Source organism: Methanolapillus ohkumae, assembly GCF_032594355.1.
Taxonomy (GTDB): domain Archaea; phylum Halobacteriota; class Methanosarcinia; order Methanosarcinales; family Methanosarcinaceae; genus Methanolapillus; species Methanolapillus ohkumae.
On the sequence record NZ_CP131061.1, the window covers coordinates 1562413 to 1584722 of the forward strand.

A 22310-nucleotide genomic window follows, 5' to 3' on the forward strand; every position below is an offset into this window, starting at 1 on the left:
AAGATGCAAGCATCCGGGATAAATAAAGAACACAATTTTTTTTTCAGAATTTGAAAAAAACAAGGTTGACTTTAAAATCCATGCCGATTGGACAAAATACAATCATTTGAAGTGATAGATCAATCAAAACAAAATTGCGGACTGTTGTCCCTTGGATTTACAAGAGTCGTTTTCGATCCCAAGAAATGGAAAATCGAGATAAATAAGAAAAACTTGGATTGGCGAAAGAAGAAACCCTTTTTTGTATATAAAGAATATGGTTCATTTGGCTTAAAAACAGGAAAAGAAAAAAACCGGAGAAAAAAATAAACAAAAAAATAGAAAAAAGAAGTGAACTGAAAACTTCAATTACACTTCTTCCGCTTCAAAAAACTCTTTTCCTTCCCCGCAAATCGGGCAGCACCAATCATCCGGTAATTCCTCAAACGGGATGTCACCGTCATAAACATATCCGCAAACCGTGCAAACGTATTGTGTTGCCATATTTTTACACCTCAATTTTTAATATTCTTATCTTCAATCAAGAAGTGCATAATTTCATGACTTCCAAAGGAGTCATGAAATTTAAACACTTTCTTGGCCTGTTATTCAGCCACTCTTCTAATTCTTTCACTTGTTTTATTGAAATCAATGAAAAATTTGTACTTTTAGGGAATATTCTTCTAATTATCCCGATCGTGTTTTCCACCGTTCCTTTTTCCCAACTGGAATAGGTATGACAGAAATAAGTATCAATATCCAACTCATCCTTCAATCTCATATGAGCAGCATTCTCTGTCCCATTATCGAAAGTGATTGTTTTTCTGAATGCCGGATCCAGTTGTTTTAAAGTAGCAATCGCCTTTTCCATCATTTCATGAGCAGATTTATCATTCAACAAATTAATCCAGGTATATCGCGTAACCCGATCCACAATTACCTGAAGGCATGATTTAGATTTTTGTGACCCCAAAGTGTCAATTTCAAAATCGCCCACTCTGATTCTGAGATTTACAAACTCGGGTCTATCCTCAATTGAAACTCTGTTTGATATCTTTCCTTCATGCTTTTTTGATTCCTTTCCTCTTTTCCTTCTGATTCGATGATGTCTTGGCAGATACTGAATTAATTCTTTCCCGACAGAATAGATGTATCGATAAATTGATTCATAATTGGTCTTGAGATTTGGATAATCCATGGATATTCTTTTAGCAATTTGTTCCGGCGTCCATCGGTTTTTCAATTTTTCATGAACGTACCGGCGAATATATCTATCCTTCAATATTTCCTTCTTTGCAGCATCATACTTTCGTTTTTCGCTTCTTTTATGTGCTTGGAGAGGATTATAGCACACATCATTATGTGGTGGTTGATTCCGCTTTAATTCCCGGGAAACAGTTGATTGTGAACAGCCAATCACGGTTGCAATCTGAGTTTGAGTACATTTCTATGATTTGTACATTCCAATGTCTATTCGTTGTTCTAATTCTAGGTGCGAATATTTTTTATCTTTCAATGTGTTTTGCATCATGGGTGCTTTCCTCTTCTTTTTGTGCAAGAATTAGATAAGTTAAGCACCCACATTATTTTTTCGGAGATTATGCACTTCTCCATTGAATGTGGGTTTCATTTATTTTTAATTTATTTTCATTTATTTTACATTTATTTCTTTAAATTTTAAATTTCCTTTAAAACGAAGTTTTCCTTTCCTTCCCCGCACGTCGGGCAAACCCAATCGGCCGGCAATTCTTCAAACGGAATATCCCCGTCATAAACATGTCCGCAAACCCGGCAAACATATGCTTTTTTCTTTTCCGTTTTGGATTCGGACTTTGTTTCCGAACTTGTTTTCAAACTTGTCTCTATCCGGTCTGTGTTTTGTGCCGATTCCGCGGGTTTTGTCGGATCCGCCACATCCGGATTGAGATGAGTCGGAGCGTTTTTCGGAGCGTTTCCTTTGACCACATGGTGGTAATAAGCGTAAGTCATCGGCGTTTCCCGTTCAAGAATGCCGCTGTCTGAAACTTTGGAGATGAAAACAGTATGTGTTGGAAGTGAAACGGTTTCCATCACTTCACATTCCATCCATCCGCACATTTTTTCCGTAACATATGGCAAGCCGGATGGCAAAACTTTGTAGGAGACGTTTTCAAATTTGTCGGTCTTGCGTCCGGTTCTAAATCCGAATGTATTAATCACGCTGACCGGTGTATTTTCAGAAATTACGGAGGCGGTAAATCTTTTTTCTTTCATGATTAAATCATGCGTATAATTGTCTTTGCTGATGCTGACACCGATTATCGGTGGCTCGGATGTTAATTGAAAAACCGTATTCACGATACATCCTGAAAAACGGTCGCCATTTTTAGTTCCAAGAACATACATCCCGTAAGATAATGTTCGAAATATGGATTTGTCCATGTCTTTTCCCTCTCAAAAGTTAAACAATTTGCTTCGTTTTTTTGAAAAATAAATTTATGAAAAATAAATTAAGAAAAATAAATTATAAAATAGATAAATCTATAATTAAATCAGAATTTATTAATAATTATTCCGACGAATAATTATCATAGTATTAATTATATATTTTTAATGCGCCATTTTACAGTTATATAATTAATCTTGCGATTATTTAGATGAAAAAAAAGAGAGAAAAAAGAGAGAAGAAAATGGCTTCAGATTCGCTCCAAACCTTTTACTTTGCTTCCGGTTGTTTTTGGGGAACAGAGTATTATTTTCAAAAATTAAACGGTGTCGTGTCAACAACCGCCGGATATACCGGAGGGTGTGTTTTCTTTCCGACTTATCTGCAGGTTTGCACCGGAGAAACCGGACACGTCGAAGCGGTTAAAGTGGTTTATGATGAGAAAATCATTTCAGAAGACGCACTCGTCCGGCTTTTTTTTGAAACCCATGATTTTACTCAAAAAAACGGACAAGGCCCGGATATCGGTTCTCAATATTTGTCTCGCATATATTATACGACGGATTCTCAAAAAAAAACCGCGGAAAAATATGTCAAGCAGCTTGCCGAAAAAGGATACAATGTCACAACTGAAATTTTGCCGGCCGACCTTTTTTGGGAAGCGGAAGAATATCATCAGAAATATTATTCCAATAGAAACAGCCGTCCATACTGTCATTCCTACAAAAAAATATTTTAATACATTATTTTTAAGATTTTTAATAGTTAGGATTTTAAGGATGGAAAGGACGGGCACTGCGCCGAAAATTCACACCACCGGCAAAAATTCCCGACAGATGCGGGAAAATTGTTTTCCCAAGACGCTAATTCCACCGTTTGGATCAATCCGACAATCTTCTTTTTCAAGTCTTCCAATTCTTCTTCCGTTTTTTGAAAGCGAATTTCTTTTTTATATTTTAAGAAATGATAAACAATATCGCAATCTTTACCGTCAAAATTGTACTTCCTTTGAACCCCGATTTGATAAAGAGCCAACTGGCGGTCTTTTAAAAGGTCCGAAACTTCCGGCAAATTTCCCGACGTTTTATAATCATGAATTTCAAGCCGGCCGGTTTCCTTATTGACGGAAACCCTGTCAATAAAACCCATCAATTTAAATCCTTCAATTGAAATGTCAATCCGCTCTTCAACCGAAAGCGTTTCGTCTTGGTCAAACGGCTGATAAGTATGGAAATATTCCGACAAAATCAATTTACCCTGGTCCAAATAATCAGCAGCCGTCATTCCTTCTTTGATTACTTTCACGTCGTCCGACCATTTATTTTTCCATATGAAAGTATAATAATTCAGGATTTCGGACAGCGTAATCTTTTCAAGAGGGGATTTTTTGCGCTGTTTGTACACATATTCCAATGTTTCATGAACGCGGGAACCCATAAACATTTCAATTCCAATAAAACCAACTTCCGGCTTGATTTTGTCAATGTAGCGGAATTTGTAGGCCAGCGGACATTTTTCATACAGAGCCAAGCGGGTATGGGAATAAACAGTCATCCGATTCACCTGATAATGAAAACAAACAAAATGAAAACATGAAATAAATAAAAACTAAACAAATGAAAACTCAACCAAATGAAAAACATGAAATAAATAAAAATGAAATGAGATAAATGAAATGAGATAAATGAAATGAGATAAATGAAATGAGATAAATGAAATGAGATAAATGAAATGAGATAAATGAAATGAGATAAATGAAATGATAGAATAAAGTAATCGGATGTGTTCGCTTTCATATTAATCTTTGCCATCCGGGGTGAAACTAAATATTTTTGCATTTCAGAGGTTATATATAAAAAGCCGATTTAATGTTGATGAAAGAACAAGTAAGCTAAAAGAATAAAAAAACAGAGAAAAAAGATAAGTAAAAATGAATTTGAAGTTATCGTAATATTCAAATGAATTGATTTGATTTTTATGAGAAGTTAACAAATTAAATCAACCCAAATCCCCGTGTTAAATCAAAATTATCGTTGGAAACAAGTATCAATCATTTCCGGCGACTGAAAAGAATAAAAACAGGATGAAACGTATGAATTCAACGGAAGAGAGAAACGGCGCGCAAAAACCAAAATCAAAAGACCCGATCGTTGCAGACGCACCTGACGGTGAATCCTTTGAAGAGTTTGATGCAAGTAATGTCATTATTATCCCGGTGAATGACGATTCTAAAAAAATCCGGCAAATTTTATCAAATGAAACCTCCATGAAAATTTTAGAGACGCTGAAAAAAGAAAGCATGTCCTCCAGCGAGTTGGCGGAAAAATTGGGCCTCCCGCTGACGACCGTCAAATACAATCTGGACATTTTGGTGGAAAACGGATTGGCCAACGTCAAAAAAATAAAATACAGCGAGAAAGGACGTCAAGTCAAAATTTATGAAGCGCCGGAAAAAGTAATTGTTTTCGCGCCGGAAAAAATCAGCCGCATTTCCATTATTTCCATGCTTCAGAAATATGCATTCTCATTTGCTTGTGCCGTTTTTGCAGGACTGGGTTTGGGATACATTTCCAAAATGCACAGATCCGGCGTCGAAAATGCAACCAATGCCAAAATCGCAAATGATTCCGGTCTTTATTATGATACGGTTTCTCAAAATCGACTCATGGAAGAAGCATCTCAGATGGCAACCACCGTTATGGAATCCCCTGCACCATCATCTGTGCCTTCCGCCATGGTGCCGGAGAGCGTGTCAATCGCCGGAGCCGGAAGTACGTATCCAAATATTCCCTATGGCGGAGAAATTGACACCTCCTTTATTTCCGAAATTCACAATTTGCACCCTGCGGCACTTATGAGTCCGGCGCCGATGGATCCCACTGCCCTGCTGAATGAAAGTACCTATACTTATGTAAGTGAAAACATGTCGGTTGCCACACAGACAGCGGTACAAACCGTCGCCGACGTCGGAAACAGTACAGACATCCATGGCGGTCTTGCGTCGCTGAGCACTTGGATTTATGATACCATCGGATACCAAGCCTTCTGGTTTATCTTAGGCGCCCTTTTCGTCTGCGTGATTATTTGGCTGGCGGAATATGTTTCCGTTTCAAGAAACCGGCACCAAGATGGAAATCAAGGATGAGACGGTGTAATGCCAAAAAGGAAATGAACAAATCTGCGTTGGGAAAAAATGAAAATCGCTTTAAAAATCGGGTACGAAGGAATGAATTTCTCGGGTTCTCAAATTCAGCCCGATAAAAGAACGGTTGAGGGAGAGCTTCTGACGGCCCTCAAAAATGCGGGCGTCATCGACAATTTTGAATCGGCAAATCTATCTTCCGCCGGAAGAACGGATGCAGGTGTTCATTCTTATGGCCAAGTTGTTTCTTTTTTTGCCACCCGGCCGGAACTTGCGCTTCCCCGTGTAATTAATAACAAACTACCCCGTGATCTTTGGGCGTGGGCATCCGCAGAAGTTCCCGATAATTTCGACCCCAGGCGGCATGCTGTCCGCCGAAAATACCGCTACATTCTCACCGGCGACTATGACATTTCTAAAATGCGGGAAGCTGCCAAACTGATATTAGGTGAACATGATTTCTCCAATTTTTCCAAAAAAGATAAAAAATGCCAAAAAACAACAATCCGCCGGATTGAAAAATTAGACATTCGGACCGGAAATGGAATCATCCGAATTGATATTGAAGCCAATGCGTTTTTATGGAATATGGTTCGAAAAATTGTTACCGCATTAACCTACGTTGGAAGCGATTACCGGTCAGTCGAATGGATTGAACAGATGCTGGACCCGGAAAATTATGAAGAAGGAATTGAACCGGCGCCGGCTTACGGTTTAACGTTAACGGAAGTTGGGTATAATCCGGAACCGGAGTGGAGTATCGACGGTTATGCCATCAAAAGCATCAGCGATTATTATGCCAAAGAAGCCGAACAGCACAAAATCATGTCAACCGTTATGGGATATGTTGTAGCTTTCGGAAAACAAAAAACAGAATAAGGCGAATAAATGAAACGGTCTTTGAACTGATTTTTCTTATTTTTTTTCCAGAACCGTAATGGTCCGCGTCAGACTTCTGTGAACCCGTTGTTTGTATGTGTTTTGGATTTCAAAACCGGCATTTTTCGCAAAAACCTCTACTTCAATTTCTGAAACGACGACCGCTTTTTTATTTTTCTTCAGCAGCCGAAACATTTCCAAAAATGAATCTGAATACAATCGTTCTAAGGATTCGGCTTTAATCGCTGCCGAACGGCCATATGGTGGATCTGTGAGGATCACATCGGCGATTTCATCTTTAAAAGGCATCCGACAAGCATCTCCGGCAATTAATTCATAAACAATATGGCTGCCGACCGGACCGCCGCTTCGTTCTTCTTTGGGCAGCAGTTCTCCGGTAATGGAGTAGCCGCTCATGTTCATGTCGGCGCCGGCAATTATTTTTTCTTGAGCGTCCGTTCCAAAAACTCGGGCGCCTAAAAGTCCCGCTTCCAGCAAAATTCCGGCGGTTCCGCAAAACGGGTCAATAACAATGGAATCTTTGGTCACGCCCGCCATATTGCAAAGCACGCGGGCAACCCGGGGCATGAGGACTCCCGGATAAAAAAACGGTTTTCTTTGCGGGGAACGAAATTCATAAGAGCCGCGGTCAACTGTTGCAACCAAAATCCCAAAAACCGCTTTGTCCGAAAGTGTCAGCCGGAAAACAACCTCCGGATTTTTTAAATTGGCGCGAAAACCGCGGCGGAAAATACGTCCCCCGATCCGGCCTTCGATGTCAAGGGATTTAAGAGCGGAATTGTCCCCCAGCCGCCGGACCCGGACCGCAAACGTCTGGCCGGCTTTTAAGTAATCCCCAACCGGAAATTGTTCGGCAAAATGAAGAACTGCCTCTTCATCCACCTCCGTTATTCCGATAACTTGAGAAATCGAGTGGGACATCGCCAACACATTTGCAACGTCATCCTTTAAAAGAGAAAAAATTTCAATATCCGATATCGATTCGGAAGAAATATCCAAAACCAAACATTGTTTGTATTCGGCAAAAATAAAAGAGCGTAACCCCCGAGATTCCAAAACACCTAAAATTTCCGCAACCGGCAAAGTTTGATGTTCTCCGGAAAGCTCAAACGTGTACAACATGAAGCATTAAACGAAAATCGGGTATAAAAATGTACTTAAAAATTCGCTCCCTTCGGTCGCGAATTTTTCAAAGGGCGGGGGGACAACTGCCGCCAAAAAGTTTGCTTCGCAAACAGCTCCCTTCGGTCGCGAATTTTTCAAAGGGCGGGGGGACAACTGCCGCCAAAAAGTTTGCTGGCGCAAACAGCTCCCTTCGGTCGCAATTCGGTTCTGTTTACTATTTCTGTTCATGATTTTACAGTTCGCCGCATTTCTGTTCATGATTTCACAGTTTGTTTCTGCCACATTTTTTGCCGCTGCCACCCGCGCGCGTTATAGCATCATATTTTAGACGAAGGCAACAAAAAATGAGAGACGGTTTTTTATAAAAAATGAGAAGGATGAAAAAAATTCAAAATAAATTCAAAAAAAAACCAAAAAAAAGTCCCGCAGGAAAAACCTGCGGGACTTGGGAGCACTGAAAAAAAAACGCTCTTTAGAATTAGCCGAAGAGGGCACCAAGGCCGGCCATTCCTTCTTCTTCGGAGTGGTCTTCTTCTTCAACAACCGGAGCTGCGGCGGCAAAGGCTGCTTTGGAGATCGCGTCTTCGATGTCGATGCCTTCAAGCGCAGAGACGAGTGCTTTTACACGGGCTGCGTCAACATCGCTTCCGGCTGCTTTAAGGACAGCTGAGACTGATTCTTCTGTGATTTCTTTTCCGCTCTTGTAGATTAAAAGTGCTGCATAGATGTATTCCATTTGTATTCACCTTTTGTTTAATTTTATTATTTAATTTTGAAATAAGATTGTTTGAACAATTTGATTGATTGAACAATTTAATTTAAAGATTTTTCAATTCGTCATCAACGGCATTGGCGTCTTTTGCGGCCACGGCGGACGCAACAGTTGCCATTTGCATGTTTGCTTTTCCGATCAACAACTCAACGACATCCCCTTCAAGAATGACGGCTTCAACACCCAAGTTGACCGCTTCTCTGTGAGCCTTACCGAGGATGGCTTTAATGGTGTCTTTCGTTGGAATGGCGGCATTCACCGACAAGTTGTTGGCCTGCTGAACAGCAGCAATGATGTTGTTAAAGATCTGGTCTTCATCCACCGCCAAGACGTCCGGCAAATAAATGGTTCCGTTCTCGTAAACAGCTCTCAGATTTAATCCGACTTCAAGCGGATAAATTTCAAGCTTGTTGAGCGCGGCCGCCAATTTTTGAGAAACTTTCTCTCCGGCCTTACAAACAACTTTTGTTTCCTTAATTGCAATTTTTCCGGCTTCGACAGCGGTCGGGATACCAGCGGATTGGAATTCTCCAAGCAAAGGTCCCGGCGGGAATCCGGTCGGACCCTTGGTCACACTGATGTCGGCCGGGGCGATAGCTCCTGCTTTAATCGGGGAAGGGGTCTTTGTTTTTGAAAGGGTTTTGTATAATCTGAATGGGTTGTCATTGGTAAAAATCAGAGCGCTTTGCCCTTCAATGTACTGAACCATGTCCGGAACGTTACCATCGCTTTCATTGAGTGCTTTGGCGTTTAACGTGTTTCGGGTCACTTTCAAAACAGACGTTTCTTTTAAGTCCCGTCTCATCTTTTGAAGCTGATCCGCCATGATTCCTTCAAAACTGACAACTCCGAAAATTTTGTAGGATTTGACCAAGTCTTTCAACGTGTTGACTTCGTCCATTTTCCATTGCGGAATTTGTTCTGCGCCACGTGATTCTGTCATCAGATCACCTTCTTAGAAGTTCCCATAGTCGTTGTCACATAAACGGACCGGATGTTGAACTTTCCTTTAACCAAAGAGCGTTCAATTCTTGCAATCACGGTTTCAATGTTTTGTGCCAACTTCTCAGGCGGCATGTTTTTGCGGCCGATCGCGACGTGGAAGGTCATTTTGTCTTTGGATCTGATTCGAACAGCGCTTTGTTTGGTTTGAATCATGTCAGCGATGCTTTTTCCCGGAAGAAGCGGAACCGGCATTTTACCGCGCGGACCGAGGACCGTTCCGAGGGTTTTACCAATTACCTGCATGTATTGCGTTTCCGCAATGAAGAAATCACATTCTTCCGCGATTGTTTTAGCGTAAGATTTGTCGTCTTTCATGGCTTCAATGGCTGCGTCATCAAAAACATAAGCCGCACCGGCTTGTTTTGCTTGAAGACCAACGTCTCCTTTTGCGAAAACTCCGATTTTTAAGTCTTTTCCAAGACCATTCGGAAGAAAAACCTCTTCATCGATTCTGTTTTTTGGTTGGTTTAAATCGATGTTTTTGAGGTTTATCGCAAGGTCGACGCTCTCCATAAAGTTTCTTTGAGGCGACTCCTCTAATAATTCTTTTACGATTTCTGCGATAGATACATCTGCCATTTTAAGGCCTCCCCGTAGTCTTCTAAATTTCATAAATTTGGCCGGATTAATATTGAATTGACAACAGTAAAAACAATAAGATCCGATAAAATTTCCAATTTTTAGACGCAGCCGATTTGGCTTTCTACGGTTATTTTAAAATAAAAACAATCCGATGGATTGTTTTTATAAATGGGATAGGGAATGATTGAGTAAATGAATCATGAACAGAATCATGAACAGAATCATTTACCGGTTTTTTCATTTACCAGCTTTCTTTGCTGAGAATATCGTCGTATTTTCCGGCATCAACAGCCTTTTGGAAATCGCGAACGTCCATGCCTTCCACCGTCACGCCGACGGAAACACCGGTTCCGGTGACTTCTTTGATGGCGGACTTTAAGTCGTAAGACAAAATGGCGTCTTTTTTCATGCGGGCGATTTTCGCAGCTTGTTGAATCGTAATGTTTCCGACTTTTTCGGCGTTTGGTTTTCCGGAGCCTTTTTGGACGCCGGCTTCTTGAAGAAGAAGAGAGGCGGTCGGCGGGGTTCCGACTTCGATTTGAACGCTTTTGTCGTCGGCGACGATAATTTTAACCGGAACTTGCATTCCGTTGTAGTCTTTTGTTTTCTCGTTAATCTGTTCGATAACTTGTTTAATGTTGATACCGAGCGGACCGAGAGACGGACCGAGCGGCGGACCCGGTGTTGCTTTTCCCCCGGGAACTAATGCTTCGACAACGCTTACCATTGCAAATCACCATTTTTTGGTTTTAATAATAAATAAGTGTAAATAAGTTAATAAATATCATTACAGTAACCGATAATGAATTACGGTAATTATTTTTCCGCACGAACGCACGGAAAAGTTTGGGGTTCTTAATAAATCGGATTATTCGATTTAAACTTTTCTCATGAAATCTTGGTCATGCCTTCTTTTCAGATATTTTGTTTAAACGATAAAAATAAAAAACAAAATGAAATAAATGAAATAAAAATCAAAAAAGAACCAAAACAATTTTTAAAAATGAATTGAAAAAAATTTAAAAAGATTTAAAAAATATTTTTACTTTTTTAAAAGGATTTAAAAAATATTTCTACTCTTTTTAAAAACATATTTAATTATTTTTAAAAAATTTTGGTTTTTTAATTTTATTATTTTTTTTAATTAATTCTGCTTCATTCTTTTTTTCCAAATCATTCTTCTTCCTTTTTCAGAACCCGGACCGTGTCGCCGCGAATTGTAATCGGGATCGGCACGACCGCATCAAAGAGTTCCACCGTAATTTCATCATGTTGACCGGTACCGATACGTTTGACTTTAGCTTTTTCGCCTTTGAACGGACCGGATGTAATTTCGATGATGGAACCTTCCGTAATGCCGGTTGAAATCGGCTTGGGTTTTAAGAAGTGTTCAATTTCGGCAATAGAAGAATGACTTTTGAGCATGGATTTGGCATGAGGAACCGCTTGGATCAAGCTGTCAATAACGGCGGAACGCGGCGTTTCGACAAAAACGTAACCTTTCAACTCTTCGGGAGCTAAAATGGCACGTACGTCCAAATGTTCCTTTTTGGCAACCATGGCCATGGACTTTGCCACGGACTTTTCCTGGTTGACGGTTGTCTTCACAATGAAGATCTTCGTTTCGTCATTCTCTTCGTATTCGCTCATATAATCATCTGCGGGAAAACATCCATTAACACATAGAAGAGGAAGCCCAAAATACCGATGGCCAAAATGCCGACGGCTGCGACTTTCGCGATGGTCATGAACTCCTCACGTGTGGGTTTTTTTGCCAATTTCAAAATTCTGAAATAAGAACGAATGGTCGGAACGATGTTTGATGCCGATTCCTTAATTTGTTCTGTTTTATTGCCTGCTTCCGACAATTTTTCACATCCGATATTATCAATCAAAAAGTAACGTGTGTTACTCTCTTATCATATATAATTAAATCCTTTTTATTTGCCAAAACCGGCTCATCGGAAAAATCCGAAAAAGCGAGGAACCTCACAGGTATCCGAGCAAAAACTCAAAAAAGATATTCCCGTTAAATACGTTTCTCCTAAATATACCTTACCATATTTAAAAGAAAATCAAAAAAATGAAATGAAAAAATCAATCATCAAAAAATCAAAGCCTGACCGTCGCTTTTATAAATATTTTTAAAAACTTGTGACCATAACGCGCGCAGCGGCACAATACAAATAAAAAAAGAAAGAAAGAAAGAAAGAAAGAAAGAAGAGAAATGGGGAAAATTCCCCATGTCCAGAATTATTCAACGAAATCGATGCCGTATTTCATGGCGATGGATGTACCGCTGCCTTGTCCGTAGATTTGAGAGGATTTAACGCCGGTCACAATAATCATGGTTCTGATTTTGTTTTCCAGTTTCGGGTCAATCCGGGCTCCCCAAATGAGGCGGGCGTTGGGGTCAATCCGATTGTGAACTTCTTGGACCACGGTTTGCGCTTCCTCAATTGTCATGTCGGGACCACCGGTTACGTTGACAAGCGCGGAAGTCGCGTCGGAGATATCCACATCCAAAAGAGGGCTTCGGAGTGCCTTTTGAATGGATTCGACCGCTTTGTTTTCGCCGGACGCTTCGCCCAGGCCAATCATGGCAACACCGCCGTTTTGCATAATGGTACGGATATCGGCAAAGTCGACGTTCACAAGTCCGTCTTCGGTGATGGATTCTGTAATTCCTTTGACGGCCCGCATGAGAACCTCATCACAGACTTTAAAGGCTGCTTGAAGCGGAAGTTTGGGAACCATTTCAATCAAACGGTCATTTGGAATCACGATCACGGTGTCGGCCACATCGCGGAGGCGTTCAAGACCGGCTTCCGCATTGGATCTTCTGACACGGCCTTCGACCGCAAACGGCAAAGTCACAACAGCAATGGTTAATGCACCAGCTGCCCGTGCGGCTTCGGCAACAACAGGCGCGGAGCCGGTTCCGGTTCCGCCGCCAAGACCGGTTGTAATAAAAACCATGTCGGCAGAATCAACCGCTTTTCTGATGTCATCCACACTTTCTACCGCCGCGTCTTCTCCGACTTGCGGCAAGCTTCCGGCGCCCAACCCGCGTGTTTTCTTTTTGCCGATGAGAATTTTTTTGTTGGTTCCGATTTTTAAAAGGTGCTGAGCGTCGGTGTTCACGGCATAAAGTTCCGCGCCGGAAATGCCTTCTTCAAGCATCCTTTGGATGCTGTTGGAACCGCCGCCACCGCAGCCGATTACTTTAATATTGGTTTTTAAACCTTCCAAAAAAGCACGAAGTTCTTCATCAACATCTTCTCCGGTGAGATTGGTGTTGGTGTTGTAGGAGTAGCGGGAGGATTCGCGGTCCTCTCTGGCGGTACGAGCTAATGCTTCTTCAACGATGGATTTCATGTGTGAACCTCTGGTTTTTAAATATCCTGATTTTCTACCAAAAAAATTGGTACAAAGTGGGCAATCAGTTTTGAAAAATTAATCGAATAATTAAAATTATGTTAAAAATTATGTTGCAAATTAATTTTGGATAATTTATGATTAATTTTAATAAATTTTAATTTTAAATCAGCGTAAATTGACTTAAAAATTATTCTGAAATATTGGGTTATTGGTATTAATACTTTTTATTCACCGTTTGAACGAATAAAGTAATAATTTGGATTATATATTTCCATGGTATAATATATGTTTTTTGATACAAGAGTCCATTTTATCAAAAAAAAAGAGATTTAACAGAGAATTAAAAAAGAGATTTAACAGAGAATTAAAAAAGAGATTTAACAGAGAATTAAAAAAGAGATTTAACAGAGAATTAAAATAAAGAATAAAAACAGAAAAAGGAAATCATTGAAAAAATAATAGACATTCTCCTATTTTTTCAATGATTTCATGGAAATTACGTGTGTTTTGAAGTTATAAAAACATGTTTTCCGGAACCGGAGGAATGTTTTCTTTTTTCTTGGAACTCATCACTTTTTCTTTCGCGCTCACGAAATCGATTTTTCCGATCGATTCTTTTTCTTCGCGGACGGCAAACATGCCGGCTTCCGTCACCATCGCTTTTAAATCGGCGCCGCTTGCCCCTTCCGTCATTTTGGCAATTTCTTTCAAATTGATATCCGGAGACATTGTCATTTTTGAGGTGTGAATCTTTAAAATCGATTCCCGGCCGGCTTCGTCCGGAAGCGGCACGTAAACCATCCGATCAAACCGTCCGGGCCGAAGAATGGCCGGATCCAAAATGTCCAGCCGGTTGGTCGCAGCAATAATTTTCACATTGGAGCGACGGTTAAACCCATCCATTTCCGCCAAAAGCTGCATCAGTGTCCGGTGAATTTCTCGGTCGGCGCTGGTTGTGTCATCCAAACGCTTCGACGCAATCGAATCCACCTCATCAATGAAAATGATGGAAGGCGCTTTCTTTTGAGCCATTTCAAATAATTCATGAACCATTTTTGCGCCATCGCCGATGTATTTTTGAACCAATTCGGAACCCACGACCCGGATGAATGTTGCATGCGTCTTATTGGCCACCGCTTTTGCAATCAATGTTTTTCCGGTACCGGGAGGACCGTAAAGCAAGGCGCCTTTGGGCGGCTCAATGCCGATACGCTCAAAAATTTCCGGCTTAATCAGCGGCAATTCCACAACTTCTCGAATCTCGCGCAGCTGGTCGGAAAGACCGCCGATTTGGTCATACGTCACATCCGACGCCTCAATCAATTCCAAAGCCGACACTTCCGGCTCTTCCAAGACCGGAATCACTTTCGCGATGGAAAAGGTCTGCTGGTTGAGAGCGACATTTGCTCCGGGCGCCAATTCTTTTTCCGTCATTTCAAGCGGTGCGCTCACCACAAGCTGCGGGCCTGCGGAACTGCGGACGACGACGTTTTCATTGTCAATCATTTTCACGACTGTTCCCAAAAGGAGCGGTGTTGTTTTCATCCGGTCCAATTCCGCGCGAAGGCGGCGGGTTTCCCGCTCAAAATGAATGCGTTCGTAGTCGGCGGTTTTTTTGTCCGCTTCCAAATGCTGAACTTTTTCACGAAAAAGCGTGTTTTCTTCAGCGGTTTTTAAAAATTCTTCCCGGCTTTTGGATAAATCATTTCGGACGTCTCCTAAAATGTCTTTAATCGCCGAAATTTCCTTTTTAGACCGTTCCAGCGCCCGTTTTAAATCATCTCTTTCTTCCAAAAGACGGTTGAAATCTTCTTGGATTTCACGGGAGACCGTATTGTTTTTTTCTATTTCGTCTTGGAAAATTTTACGTTCAGTTTCAAAAGTTTCCTTGAGAATCTTGACTTCTTCCAGTCGTTGTGCCGAAATTGTTTTTGTTCTTTTCAGCAAAGTTTCCGTCTTTTTCAATTCATTTTGGAGACGGCTGATTTCTTGACCGGAGATATCTTCCGATAAGGGTTTTAAATTACCGGATTCTGAATAAATGGGTTTATTTTTCGGGTTGACCATGTTTTCCATTTTTATCCCCTTCGTCACTGTTTTTATTAAAAGTTGAAGTGTTTCAAATGACTTTTCAAAATTTGATTTTGAATAAAATTTAGGTATACCAAATAAATTTGGTAGATATATATTCCTTTCTCATTTATTTTCCTTAAAGAGATGAATTTATGCCAAAATACAGCGAAATTGGTGGACATACCACGAACAGAAACGCAATATTAAAAAATATTATATTTAATATATTAAAAAGACAATAATAAATATCTTTTCCTTGAAAAAACCGGGAAAAAGTTTGCCCGCAAGAATTAAAACCGATCCCTCGGCGGAAAAAGGCAAAACCAATGACAAAACCCCAACCAATTCAACAAAATCAATTAATTATCAAATGCGAATCGAAATAGATATAATCTTTTAATTCCACATTTGCAACTACTTAAAAACTCTTAAAACGCCTATTTTTTTGAATAAACAGAAAAGAACAAATCAAATAATAAAAATTAAAAACAAATGGATGAGTGATGATTTTGGAAACAAACGAATGTGAGATTTGCGGTAAAAAAATAAGAGGAGAGACGGTTGCCGTTAAAATTGAAGGCGCGCAGTTCAACGCGTGTCCGGAATGTGCGAAACTCGGAGTTGTCGTCGTTAAAAAAACAACCATTGCACCTCTTAAAAGTTCAGGCATACCGACCAAACACGTCAAGAGCCCGGGTTCGGGTCCGACCGCCGGCCGGCCTCCCAAAAACTACTTCGCCGGCCTTGACAATGAAATCATCGAAGATTACGACATTGTCATTAAAAAAGCACGCGAAGCCAAAGGTTTGACCCAAGAAGAATTGGCGCTTCAAATCAAAGAAAAAGCGCCGCTGATTAAGAAAATTGAGAGAAAGGAAATTCACCCGGAAGAAGCCGTCATTCAAAAATTGGAAAAAGCGTTGGGCATCCAATTGATGGAATCAACCAACACCGGTGAAACCTTTAAAAGCCACAAAAGCAATGAAATGACCTTAGGAGATATCGCTTTCGTGAAAAGAAAATAAGGCGGACGAACTTTCGTCACATGTCACCTATTGAATAATAAAAGATGATTTTTGAATCATGAATCCATTTCCTAAAGATTATTAATAGAAGAAAAACATAAACAAATTTCATGTCTCGCATTATTCCGGAAGAAGAACGTTCGGCGGAGCCGTTGGATACGGAAAACATCATCTATCACCCCGACATGATCCGCGCCAACGAATGGATTGTGACCGAATACGAAATTCCGGTCCGAAAAATTTGCATTTTTGTTCCGTGTTCCAAGAAAAAACCATATCATGAGAGCCCATCCCATCGTCAGTTCGACAAAGTGATTTTTTCCATGCTGGAGCAAGATGACGTCCATATTGTGACGTTTGGAACCTGCGGGGTAACGCCGCGGGAATTGGATACGGAATATCCATTTATGAATTACTCATTCATGATGGGAAAATGCAATGTGACCAAAATCAAAAGCGATTTTTTAAAAATCGAAACTAAACGGCTTTCCGAATATCTTCTCCGGACCAAAGACAATTATGAGTACCGGATTGCGTATTGCATCGGAGATTTCCGGGAAGCGATGACGCGGGCGACTCAAGAAACCGGAATTGACGTCAAAATTGTCCCCGATGAGGAAACCATCCAAAAGAACATCCAGCCGAATAAAAAATTTGTTTTTAGCAGCCTATCTTGCCCGGATTATTTAAAAGACTTTAGAAACGCGATTCGAAAAGGCATTAAAAAAACCGGCCTGCCGCAAAAAGAAAAAATGAAAATTGATTCGGAAGGAGATACGAACGACACGGAATGGTACGAGTTCTGATTTTTAACTTTTTTTCATTTATTTTTTCTTTCTGCTTTTTTCTTTCTGCTTTTTTCTTTCTGCTTTTTTCTTTCTGCTTTTTTCTTTCTGCTTTTTTCTTTCTGCTTTTTTCTTTCTGCTTTTTCTTTCTTCTTTTTTCTTTCTGCTTTTTCTTTCTTCTTTTTTCTTTCTGCTTTTTTTCTTTCTGCTTTTTTTCTTTCTGCTTTTTTTCTTTCTGCTTTTTTTCGTTTGATTTTTGCTATAATTCTTCCGTGTTTTATATTTCATCATTTTATTTAAAAACAAATAAATCCGGCATAAATTTTTACCCAATATGTTCTCAGATTATTTTTTCATAAAAACCGTCCTTTGTTTTTTGTTTTTGACCGCCGCAGGATATCAAGACATTCGGACGCGGACGGTTCCGGATTCACTTTGGGGAAAGTTGCTGCTGCTGACATTTCCAATTTTAATATTGGAAACCATGAAAATCGGAGCAGAAATCGGGATTGGATCCGGATTTCAATATATTTTTCAAATCTTTTTTTCCGGACTTTTGATGTTTGTGGCCAGCACCGGACTTTTTTACATGAAAATATTCGGTGGTGCCGACGCCAAAGCACTCATTTGCTTGTCTCTTATTTTTCCGGTTTCGTTTGCGGACATTTTCTCCGCTTTGAATTCCATCGCTTTGGCAACGCTTTTGAATTCCGTTCTTTTTGTGTCTTTCTTGCCAATCTTGTTTTTTTTGAAAAATCTATTCCATTTAAAAAATCAAAATCAAACTCAGAAAATGAATTTTGACCTGCTTTTGTGTGGAATCGGATTTAGAACCGATATCCCAAAAATAATTCAAAAAAGTAAATCCGGGAAAGATTTTTATTATTTGCTGCTCCTGGAACGGTATGATTTCTCAAGTCCGGACCCAGCGTCAACAAAAAAAATCCGGCTGCAAGGAATAGATTTTCGAGACGAGAATGAAACGGTGTACACTTGCCGGCTTTTGGAATCCATCCAAAGCGGAAAAATCAGCAAAAGCGGATGGGTGACGGTGGGATTGCCGTATTTGGTTTGGATTGCCGCCGGATTTGTTGCCGCCCTATTTTTTGAAAACTTAATTTTAAAAATTATTTTAAAAATCATTGTTTTATTTTGATTTTTTGCCGGATTCATTTTTTGCCGGATTCATTTTTTGAAGAAGAAAAGCTTTGACCAAGCGGGTTTCGCCGTCAGAACAATCTTTGCCGGACCGCTCGACAATGACGGAAGTCTCCAACCGTTTTAGAAATTCCAACTGAAGGCTTTGGATAATATTTTCAATTTCCGCCTGCCTCTTTTCAAAAACAAGACCGGATAAATGAGTAATCCGGCCGGCCAAAATCAACGCTTCCAAATGAGCCGTGATTTTAGAGACGGAAAGACCACGAATCTCAGAAATCTCACCAGCGGATAAGCCTTGGGAATATAATTTGTAGGTTTTATTCAAATCATCTTCGGAAAAAGACTCACCCGATGCGAAATTTTTTTTCAAATCCATGCCCAAATCAGAATCGGAATCCAAATTCATATCCGAATTCATGTCCGAATTCATATCAGGATCAAACTCAATTTCCGAACTCAATTCCAGATCTGAATTCGATTCAGAATCAGACCTCGATTCCAAATCCGAATAAGAATTTGAATCAAAATCCGAATCCGGTTTTGATTTTTTTATTTTGGATTTGCTTTTATCCGAACCGGAAACATTTTGTGAACTGCCGGTAGCGGATTCCTCTCCCAAATAATCGACGATTTCCACAATAAACAGGCGTCCATACTTATGAAGTTTGTATTCGGCAACGCCTGAAATTTTCAAGAAGGAAACGTCATCCGTCGGAAAATCAGTCGCCATCTGGCGCAAACTGGTGTCCGCAAAAATGATGTACGGCGGAAGATTCTTTTCGCTTGCGATTTTTTTCCGAAGGATTTTGAGGCGGTCAAACAAAACCGGATCAAAGCTGCCTTTTTTAACTTTTCTTGCCGGCGGCTTATCAAAAGAATCCAAAGCGGAAACCTTTGTCTTCGATTTTGGTTTTGAGCCGGATTTCGGAGAAACGGGTTCCTCAAAGGACACCGGACCTTTTTTAGAGGCGGGAACCGAAATCTGATTTTTCTCCAATTCCTCCGACAAAAGAGAGCGTTTGCCGTTATAGACCATGGCCCCGCCGGATTCATCCGCCCCATCTTCCGATTCATTGTCAAAGCCTGCATCAAAATCAGAATCGGATTCGTTGAAATCAGCCTTAAAATCAGAGTCCGGTTCTTTGGAATCAACAAGTTCGCCGGCAAATTCATCATTGTCAAAGTCAAGCGGTTCAGATTCAAAATCCGACGGGTCGGCGTTAAATACGTCCGGCTCGGGTTTCTTCCCGGCTTCGGAAATATGAGAAATCAGCGGCTGTGTCAATTCAACCGTCAGCGTTCCCGCCGTAATTTTTCGGCTCTTTTCATTCAATTTGACAATCGGGTACCGCTCCCCGCTGACACTTAAATATCCGGACTGAATGAGTTCATTTCCGACACGTTTCCACTCGTCCTTAGAATAATTCTTTCCGGAACCATGAGCGTCCAACCGGTCGTGCCGAAATTCTTTGACTTTTTTGGTTTTGGCGCCGTACAATACATCAATCACATGCGACAGCCCGAATTTTTGACCGGTCTGGGAAATACAATCAATCAAAAGACAGGCTTGCGCCGTTCCGTCAAACTTTTTCCGGGGGCGCAGACAAGAATCACAATTGTCGCACGGCTCCGTCCAATTTTCCCCGAAATATCTCAAAAGTGTATTTCTGCGGCACTCCGTACTTTCGCAATAGCTCATAATTTGAGACAGCTGTTGGAAAGCCAAATCGCGCTCCTTTTTGCTCGGCTTTTTCTCAATGAAAAAACGGATTTTGTGCCAGTCCCCGCGGTTGAAAAAGAGAATACATTCGCATTCCAACCCATCCCGACCGCCGCGTCCTGTTTCCTGATAATAGCTTTCCAAATTTTTCGGCAAATCGTAATGAATCACGAAACGAACGTCGGGTTTATCAATGCCCATTCCAAAAGCGACCGTGGCAACAATGATATCCACATCGTCGCGGATAAATTTTTCCTGGTTTTTGGAACGTTTGGAATCCGCAAGTCCCGCATGATACGGCAAAGCCGAAAAACCGGCTTTCGTAAGCCTTTCCGCCAACCGCTCCACCGTCTCCCGGCTTTGACAATAAATAATGCCGGATTTTTTGCGGTTTTTTTTCAGATAAGAAATAATTTGTTCGTTGGGATCCTTTTTTTCAATAATTTTGTAAGATAAATTCGGGCGGTTGAAACTGGAAATCACCACAACCGGATCTTTCAGGTGCAGAACTGATACGATATCCTTGCGCACCCTCTCGGTTGCGGTCGCCGTCAGCGCAATCATGCTGACATTTGGAAAATGAGTCCGCAGTTCGGACAGTTTTCGGTATTCCGGGCGGAAATCATGCCCCCATTCGGAAACGCAATGCGCTTCATCAATCGCAAACAAACTGATATTGATTTTTTGAAGCAAAGAAAGAGTTCCCGGCATCATCAGCCGCTCGGGCGCCATATAAAGGATTTTGAGTTTTCCATCCGTTAATTTTTTTCGGACTTCCACAAATTCGGAGTCGGATAGCGTACTGTTCAAATACGCGACGGAAATTCCGTCCGCCAAAAGTCCGTCCACTTGGTCTTTCATGAGTGAAATGAGCGGTGAGACCACAATTGCCGTTCCTTTCATCATCAGTGCCGGGATTTGGTAACATAAAGATTTACCACCTCCGGTCGGCATGAGAACAAAAACATCTTTTCCCTGCAAAACGGATTCAATCACTTCTTCTTGGTTCGGGCGAAAAGAAGTAAACCCAAAGTTTTTTTCAAGAACCGTTTTCATTTCAGTCCGAAGGCTTGTCATTTCAAAACCATTAGAACATTACTCCTAAAAGGGCTTTTGGTTAGCGCAGTGAAAGTAAAAAGTAATCCAATAAGAAAGTATATGCGGTGAATTGCAATAAATTGCGGTGAATTGCAATGAATTGCGGTGAATTGCAATAAATTGCGGTGAATTGCAGTAAATTATGGTGAATTGCGGCAAATACCCAAGAAAATAGGTTTTATAGATTTAAAAGTATAATATATGAAAATAAAAATAAAACCATGAGTCAAAAAGGTTTTTTCAAATGAAGAGGAACGGAAAAAAAAAAGGAGACGTTAAAACGGCAAACGCATTGAACAGTGAAATGGTAAAAGAATATGGACTTAAGGCCGGAGCGCATGTCGTTAGAATTGCCGCTGCCAAAGATTTTGGTTTAGCGCCGGACGGATTTAAACCGACGGACGTTCTGGAAGGATTCCTTTCTGTGATTGTTTTTGGTTCCCCTTTTCCAAAAGAAACTCTCCTCGGCGATTCAGACTCATATATTGACGTACGAACCGCAATGAATGAAAATGTGTTGAAATGTGTCCGTCCGGAGCACTTGACAATCCGGCCTCATTCGGAAAGAAAAGTTGTTCCAAAACGATTGTTTAAGATGGTGAATAAAAAGTGGAAAAATAAAGTGTTATTTATGCCGTACTGTGTGCCCCCATCGTTTTGGTAAAATGGGCTGATCGCATTTATAGAACAGTTTCATCGAGTGTGTTATTATGGAAAATATGGAAAAATCAAAACTTGCAATATTTCTGACATTTTCGGGACAGGCGGAAGAGGCGATGCAATTTTATGCGTCCCGCCTCCCGGATGCAAAAATCACAACGCTTGTGCGTTACGGAAAAAACCATCCCTTTGCCGGAGACGGTGACGAAAATAAAATTCTTCACGGAGCTGTGTCTTTTATGGGACAGGAAATAATGTTTTTGGACATGGACGCTGCCCATCCGGCTCCGAATTTTAGCTGGGCGTCGTCCATCTACGTGAATTGCCAAAGCGAAGAAGAGTTTGATGCCGTTTTTGCCGGATTGGCGAAAAGTGGCACAGTTATGATGGGACCGGAATCGGTCGGACATATTCGCAAGTGCGCGTGGGTGACTGATAAATTTGGAGTGACCTGGCAGCCGGTTTGGGAATAAAAAA

25 protein-coding genes and 1 pseudogene are annotated in these 22310 nt (G+C 40.8%); 11 read left to right on the forward strand and 15 right to left on the reverse strand.

The features are described 5' to 3' along the window. Nucleotides 1–87 precede the first annotated feature (87 nt). The gene (locus MsAm2_RS06835) at nucleotides 88–309 is read left to right on the forward strand and encodes a hypothetical protein (protein WP_338097504.1); all 222 of its coding nucleotides are present in this window, start codon (nucleotides 88–90) and stop codon (nucleotides 307–309) included. Between the two features lie 39 nt (nucleotides 310–348). Here the strand turns inward: MsAm2_RS06835 and MsAm2_RS06840 are convergent, their stop codons facing one another. The 3 genes from MsAm2_RS06840 to MsAm2_RS06850 form a co-directional block, all read right to left on the reverse strand. Continuing rightward, nucleotides 349–483, reverse strand: coding sequence for a rubredoxin (locus MsAm2_RS06840; protein WP_338097505.1), 135 nt, complete (start codon nucleotides 481–483; stop codon nucleotides 349–351). 37 nt (nucleotides 484–520) lie between these two features. Further along, on the reverse strand, nucleotides 521–1399 hold the full coding sequence (locus MsAm2_RS06845) for an IS30 family transposase (RefSeq protein WP_420846959.1): 879 nt from the start codon (nucleotides 1397–1399) through the stop codon (nucleotides 521–523). A 257-nt stretch (nucleotides 1400–1656) separates the two neighbouring features. Continuing rightward, entirely contained in the window at nucleotides 1657–2400 is a 744-nt protein-coding gene (locus tag MsAm2_RS06850) for a flavin reductase (RefSeq protein WP_338097506.1), read from the reverse strand. A 248-nt stretch (nucleotides 2401–2648) separates the two neighbouring features. On the opposite strand from MsAm2_RS06850, the gene msrA reads away from it, so the two are divergent. Then, the gene (gene msrA / locus MsAm2_RS06855; RefSeq protein ID WP_338097507.1) at nucleotides 2649–3143 is read left to right on the forward strand and encodes a peptide-methionine (S)-S-oxide reductase MsrA; all 495 of its coding nucleotides are present in this window, start codon (nucleotides 2649–2651) and stop codon (nucleotides 3141–3143) included. 26 nt (nucleotides 3144–3169) lie between these two features. On the opposite strand, the gene MsAm2_RS06860 is transcribed toward msrA, so the two are convergent. Next, a complete protein-coding gene (locus MsAm2_RS06860) occupies nucleotides 3170–3958 on the reverse strand; it encodes a RecB family exonuclease (RefSeq protein ID WP_338097508.1) in 789 nt (262 codons plus the stop codon). Nucleotides 3959–4487: 529 nt separating this feature from the next. On the opposite strand from MsAm2_RS06860, the gene MsAm2_RS06865 reads away from it, so the two are divergent. Both MsAm2_RS06865 and truA read left to right on the forward strand, forming a co-directional pair. Then, nucleotides 4488–5549: an ArsR/SmtB family transcription factor gene (locus MsAm2_RS06865; RefSeq protein WP_338097509.1), complete on the forward strand. Its 1062-nt coding sequence runs from the start codon at nucleotides 4488–4490 to the stop codon at nucleotides 5547–5549. Nucleotides 5550–5597: 48 nt separating this feature from the next. Then, a complete protein-coding gene (truA, locus tag MsAm2_RS06870; RefSeq protein ID WP_338097510.1) occupies nucleotides 5598–6425 on the forward strand; it encodes a tRNA pseudouridine(38-40) synthase TruA in 828 nt (275 codons plus the stop codon). A 36-nt stretch (nucleotides 6426–6461) separates the two neighbouring features. Here the strand turns inward: truA and MsAm2_RS06875 are convergent, their stop codons facing one another. Next, on the reverse strand, nucleotides 6462–7568 hold the full coding sequence (locus MsAm2_RS06875; RefSeq protein WP_338097511.1) for a THUMP domain-containing protein: 1107 nt from the start codon (nucleotides 7566–7568) through the stop codon (nucleotides 6462–6464). Nucleotides 7569–7597: 29 nt separating this feature from the next. Between MsAm2_RS06875 and MsAm2_RS06880 the strand changes: the two genes are divergently transcribed. Next, nucleotides 7598–7801, forward strand: coding sequence for a hypothetical protein (locus MsAm2_RS06880; protein WP_338097512.1), 204 nt, complete (start codon nucleotides 7598–7600; stop codon nucleotides 7799–7801). A gap of 248 nt (nucleotides 7802–8049) precedes the next feature. Here the strand turns inward: MsAm2_RS06880 and MsAm2_RS06885 are convergent, their stop codons facing one another. From MsAm2_RS06885 to MsAm2_RS06910, 6 genes and pseudogenes are all read right to left on the reverse strand, one after another. Continuing rightward, entirely contained in the window at nucleotides 8050–8307 is a 258-nt protein-coding gene (locus MsAm2_RS06885; RefSeq protein WP_338097513.1) for a 50S ribosomal protein L12, read from the reverse strand. Nucleotides 8308–8392: 85 nt separating this feature from the next. Then, nucleotides 8393–9289: pseudogene (locus MsAm2_RS06890) on the reverse strand (50S ribosomal protein L10); the annotation flags it as partial. Next, nucleotides 9286–9927 (reverse strand): 50S ribosomal protein L1, encoded by a 642-nt coding sequence (locus MsAm2_RS06895; protein ID WP_338097514.1) that lies wholly within the window; start codon nucleotides 9925–9927, stop codon nucleotides 9286–9288. The gene MsAm2_RS06895 and the pseudogene MsAm2_RS06890, both read right to left, overlap by 4 nt. Nucleotides 9928–10171: 244 nt before the next feature. After that, nucleotides 10172–10657 carry a 50S ribosomal protein L11 gene (locus tag MsAm2_RS06900; protein ID WP_338097515.1) on the reverse strand — a complete coding sequence of 162 codons (486 nt, stop codon included), beginning with the start codon at nucleotides 10655–10657 and terminating at the stop codon, nucleotides 10172–10174. Between the two features lie 446 nt (nucleotides 10658–11103). Beyond that, the gene (locus MsAm2_RS06905) at nucleotides 11104–11580 is read right to left on the reverse strand and encodes a transcription elongation factor Spt5 (RefSeq protein WP_338097516.1); all 477 of its coding nucleotides are present in this window, start codon (nucleotides 11578–11580) and stop codon (nucleotides 11104–11106) included. Then, nucleotides 11577–11798, reverse strand: a complete 222-nt coding sequence (locus MsAm2_RS06910) for a protein translocase SEC61 complex subunit gamma (protein WP_420846962.1) — start codon at nucleotides 11796–11798, stop codon at nucleotides 11577–11579. The genes MsAm2_RS06905 and MsAm2_RS06910 overlap by 4 nt, the downstream gene beginning before the upstream one ends. 76 nt (nucleotides 11799–11874) lie before the next feature. Here MsAm2_RS06910 and MsAm2_RS06915 point away from each other — a divergent pair, with 76 nt between their 5' ends. Beyond that, nucleotides 11875–12078, forward strand: a complete 204-nt coding sequence (locus MsAm2_RS06915; RefSeq protein ID WP_338097517.1) for a hypothetical protein — start codon at nucleotides 11875–11877, stop codon at nucleotides 12076–12078. Nucleotides 12079–12183: 105 nt separating this feature from the next. Here the strand turns inward: MsAm2_RS06915 and ftsZ are convergent, their stop codons facing one another. Together ftsZ and MsAm2_RS06925 are read right to left on the reverse strand one after the other, a co-directional pair. After that, the gene (ftsZ, locus tag MsAm2_RS06920) at nucleotides 12184–13308 is read right to left on the reverse strand and encodes a cell division protein FtsZ (RefSeq protein WP_338097518.1); all 1125 of its coding nucleotides are present in this window, start codon (nucleotides 13306–13308) and stop codon (nucleotides 12184–12186) included. Between the two features lie 516 nt (nucleotides 13309–13824). Next, nucleotides 13825–15387: a proteasome-activating nucleotidase gene (locus MsAm2_RS06925; RefSeq protein ID WP_338097519.1), complete on the reverse strand. Its 1563-nt coding sequence runs from the start codon at nucleotides 15385–15387 to the stop codon at nucleotides 13825–13827. A 500-nt stretch (nucleotides 15388–15887) separates the two neighbouring features. Here MsAm2_RS06925 and MsAm2_RS06930 point away from each other — a divergent pair, with 500 nt between their 5' ends. Further along, nucleotides 15888–16409: a multiprotein bridging factor aMBF1 gene (locus MsAm2_RS06930; protein ID WP_338097520.1), complete on the forward strand. Its 522-nt coding sequence runs from the start codon at nucleotides 15888–15890 to the stop codon at nucleotides 16407–16409. A gap of 110 nt (nucleotides 16410–16519) precedes the next feature. Continuing rightward, entirely contained in the window at nucleotides 16520–17215 is a 696-nt protein-coding gene (locus MsAm2_RS06935) for a DUF5591 domain-containing protein (RefSeq protein WP_338097521.1), read from the forward strand. An 18-nt stretch (nucleotides 17216–17233) separates the two neighbouring features. On the opposite strand, the gene MsAm2_RS06940 is transcribed toward MsAm2_RS06935, so the two are convergent. Then, nucleotides 17234–17485 carry a hypothetical protein gene (locus MsAm2_RS06940; RefSeq protein ID WP_338097522.1) on the reverse strand — a complete coding sequence of 84 codons (252 nt, stop codon included), beginning with the start codon at nucleotides 17483–17485 and terminating at the stop codon, nucleotides 17234–17236. Between the two features lie 43 nt (nucleotides 17486–17528). Between MsAm2_RS06940 and MsAm2_RS06945 the strand changes: the two genes are divergently transcribed. Then, a complete protein-coding gene (locus MsAm2_RS06945; RefSeq protein ID WP_338097523.1) occupies nucleotides 17529–18350 on the forward strand; it encodes an A24 family peptidase in 822 nt (273 codons plus the stop codon). On the opposite strand, the gene recQ is transcribed toward MsAm2_RS06945, so the two are convergent. Then, nucleotides 18342–21152 carry a DNA helicase RecQ gene (gene recQ / locus MsAm2_RS06950; RefSeq protein WP_338097524.1) on the reverse strand — a complete coding sequence of 937 codons (2811 nt, stop codon included), beginning with the start codon at nucleotides 21150–21152 and terminating at the stop codon, nucleotides 18342–18344. The genes MsAm2_RS06945 and recQ overlap by 9 nt on opposite strands. A gap of 325 nt (nucleotides 21153–21477) precedes the next feature. Between recQ and MsAm2_RS06955 the strand changes: the two genes are divergently transcribed. Next, nucleotides 21478–21837 (forward strand): hypothetical protein, encoded by a 360-nt coding sequence (locus MsAm2_RS06955; protein WP_338097525.1) that lies wholly within the window; start codon nucleotides 21478–21480, stop codon nucleotides 21835–21837. 46 nt (nucleotides 21838–21883) lie between these two features. Next, complete coding sequence (locus tag MsAm2_RS06960; RefSeq protein ID WP_338097526.1) at nucleotides 21884–22306, forward strand: VOC family protein; 423 nt, start codon at nucleotides 21884–21886, stop codon at nucleotides 22304–22306. The last annotated feature ends 4 nt before the right edge of the window (nucleotides 22307–22310 follow it).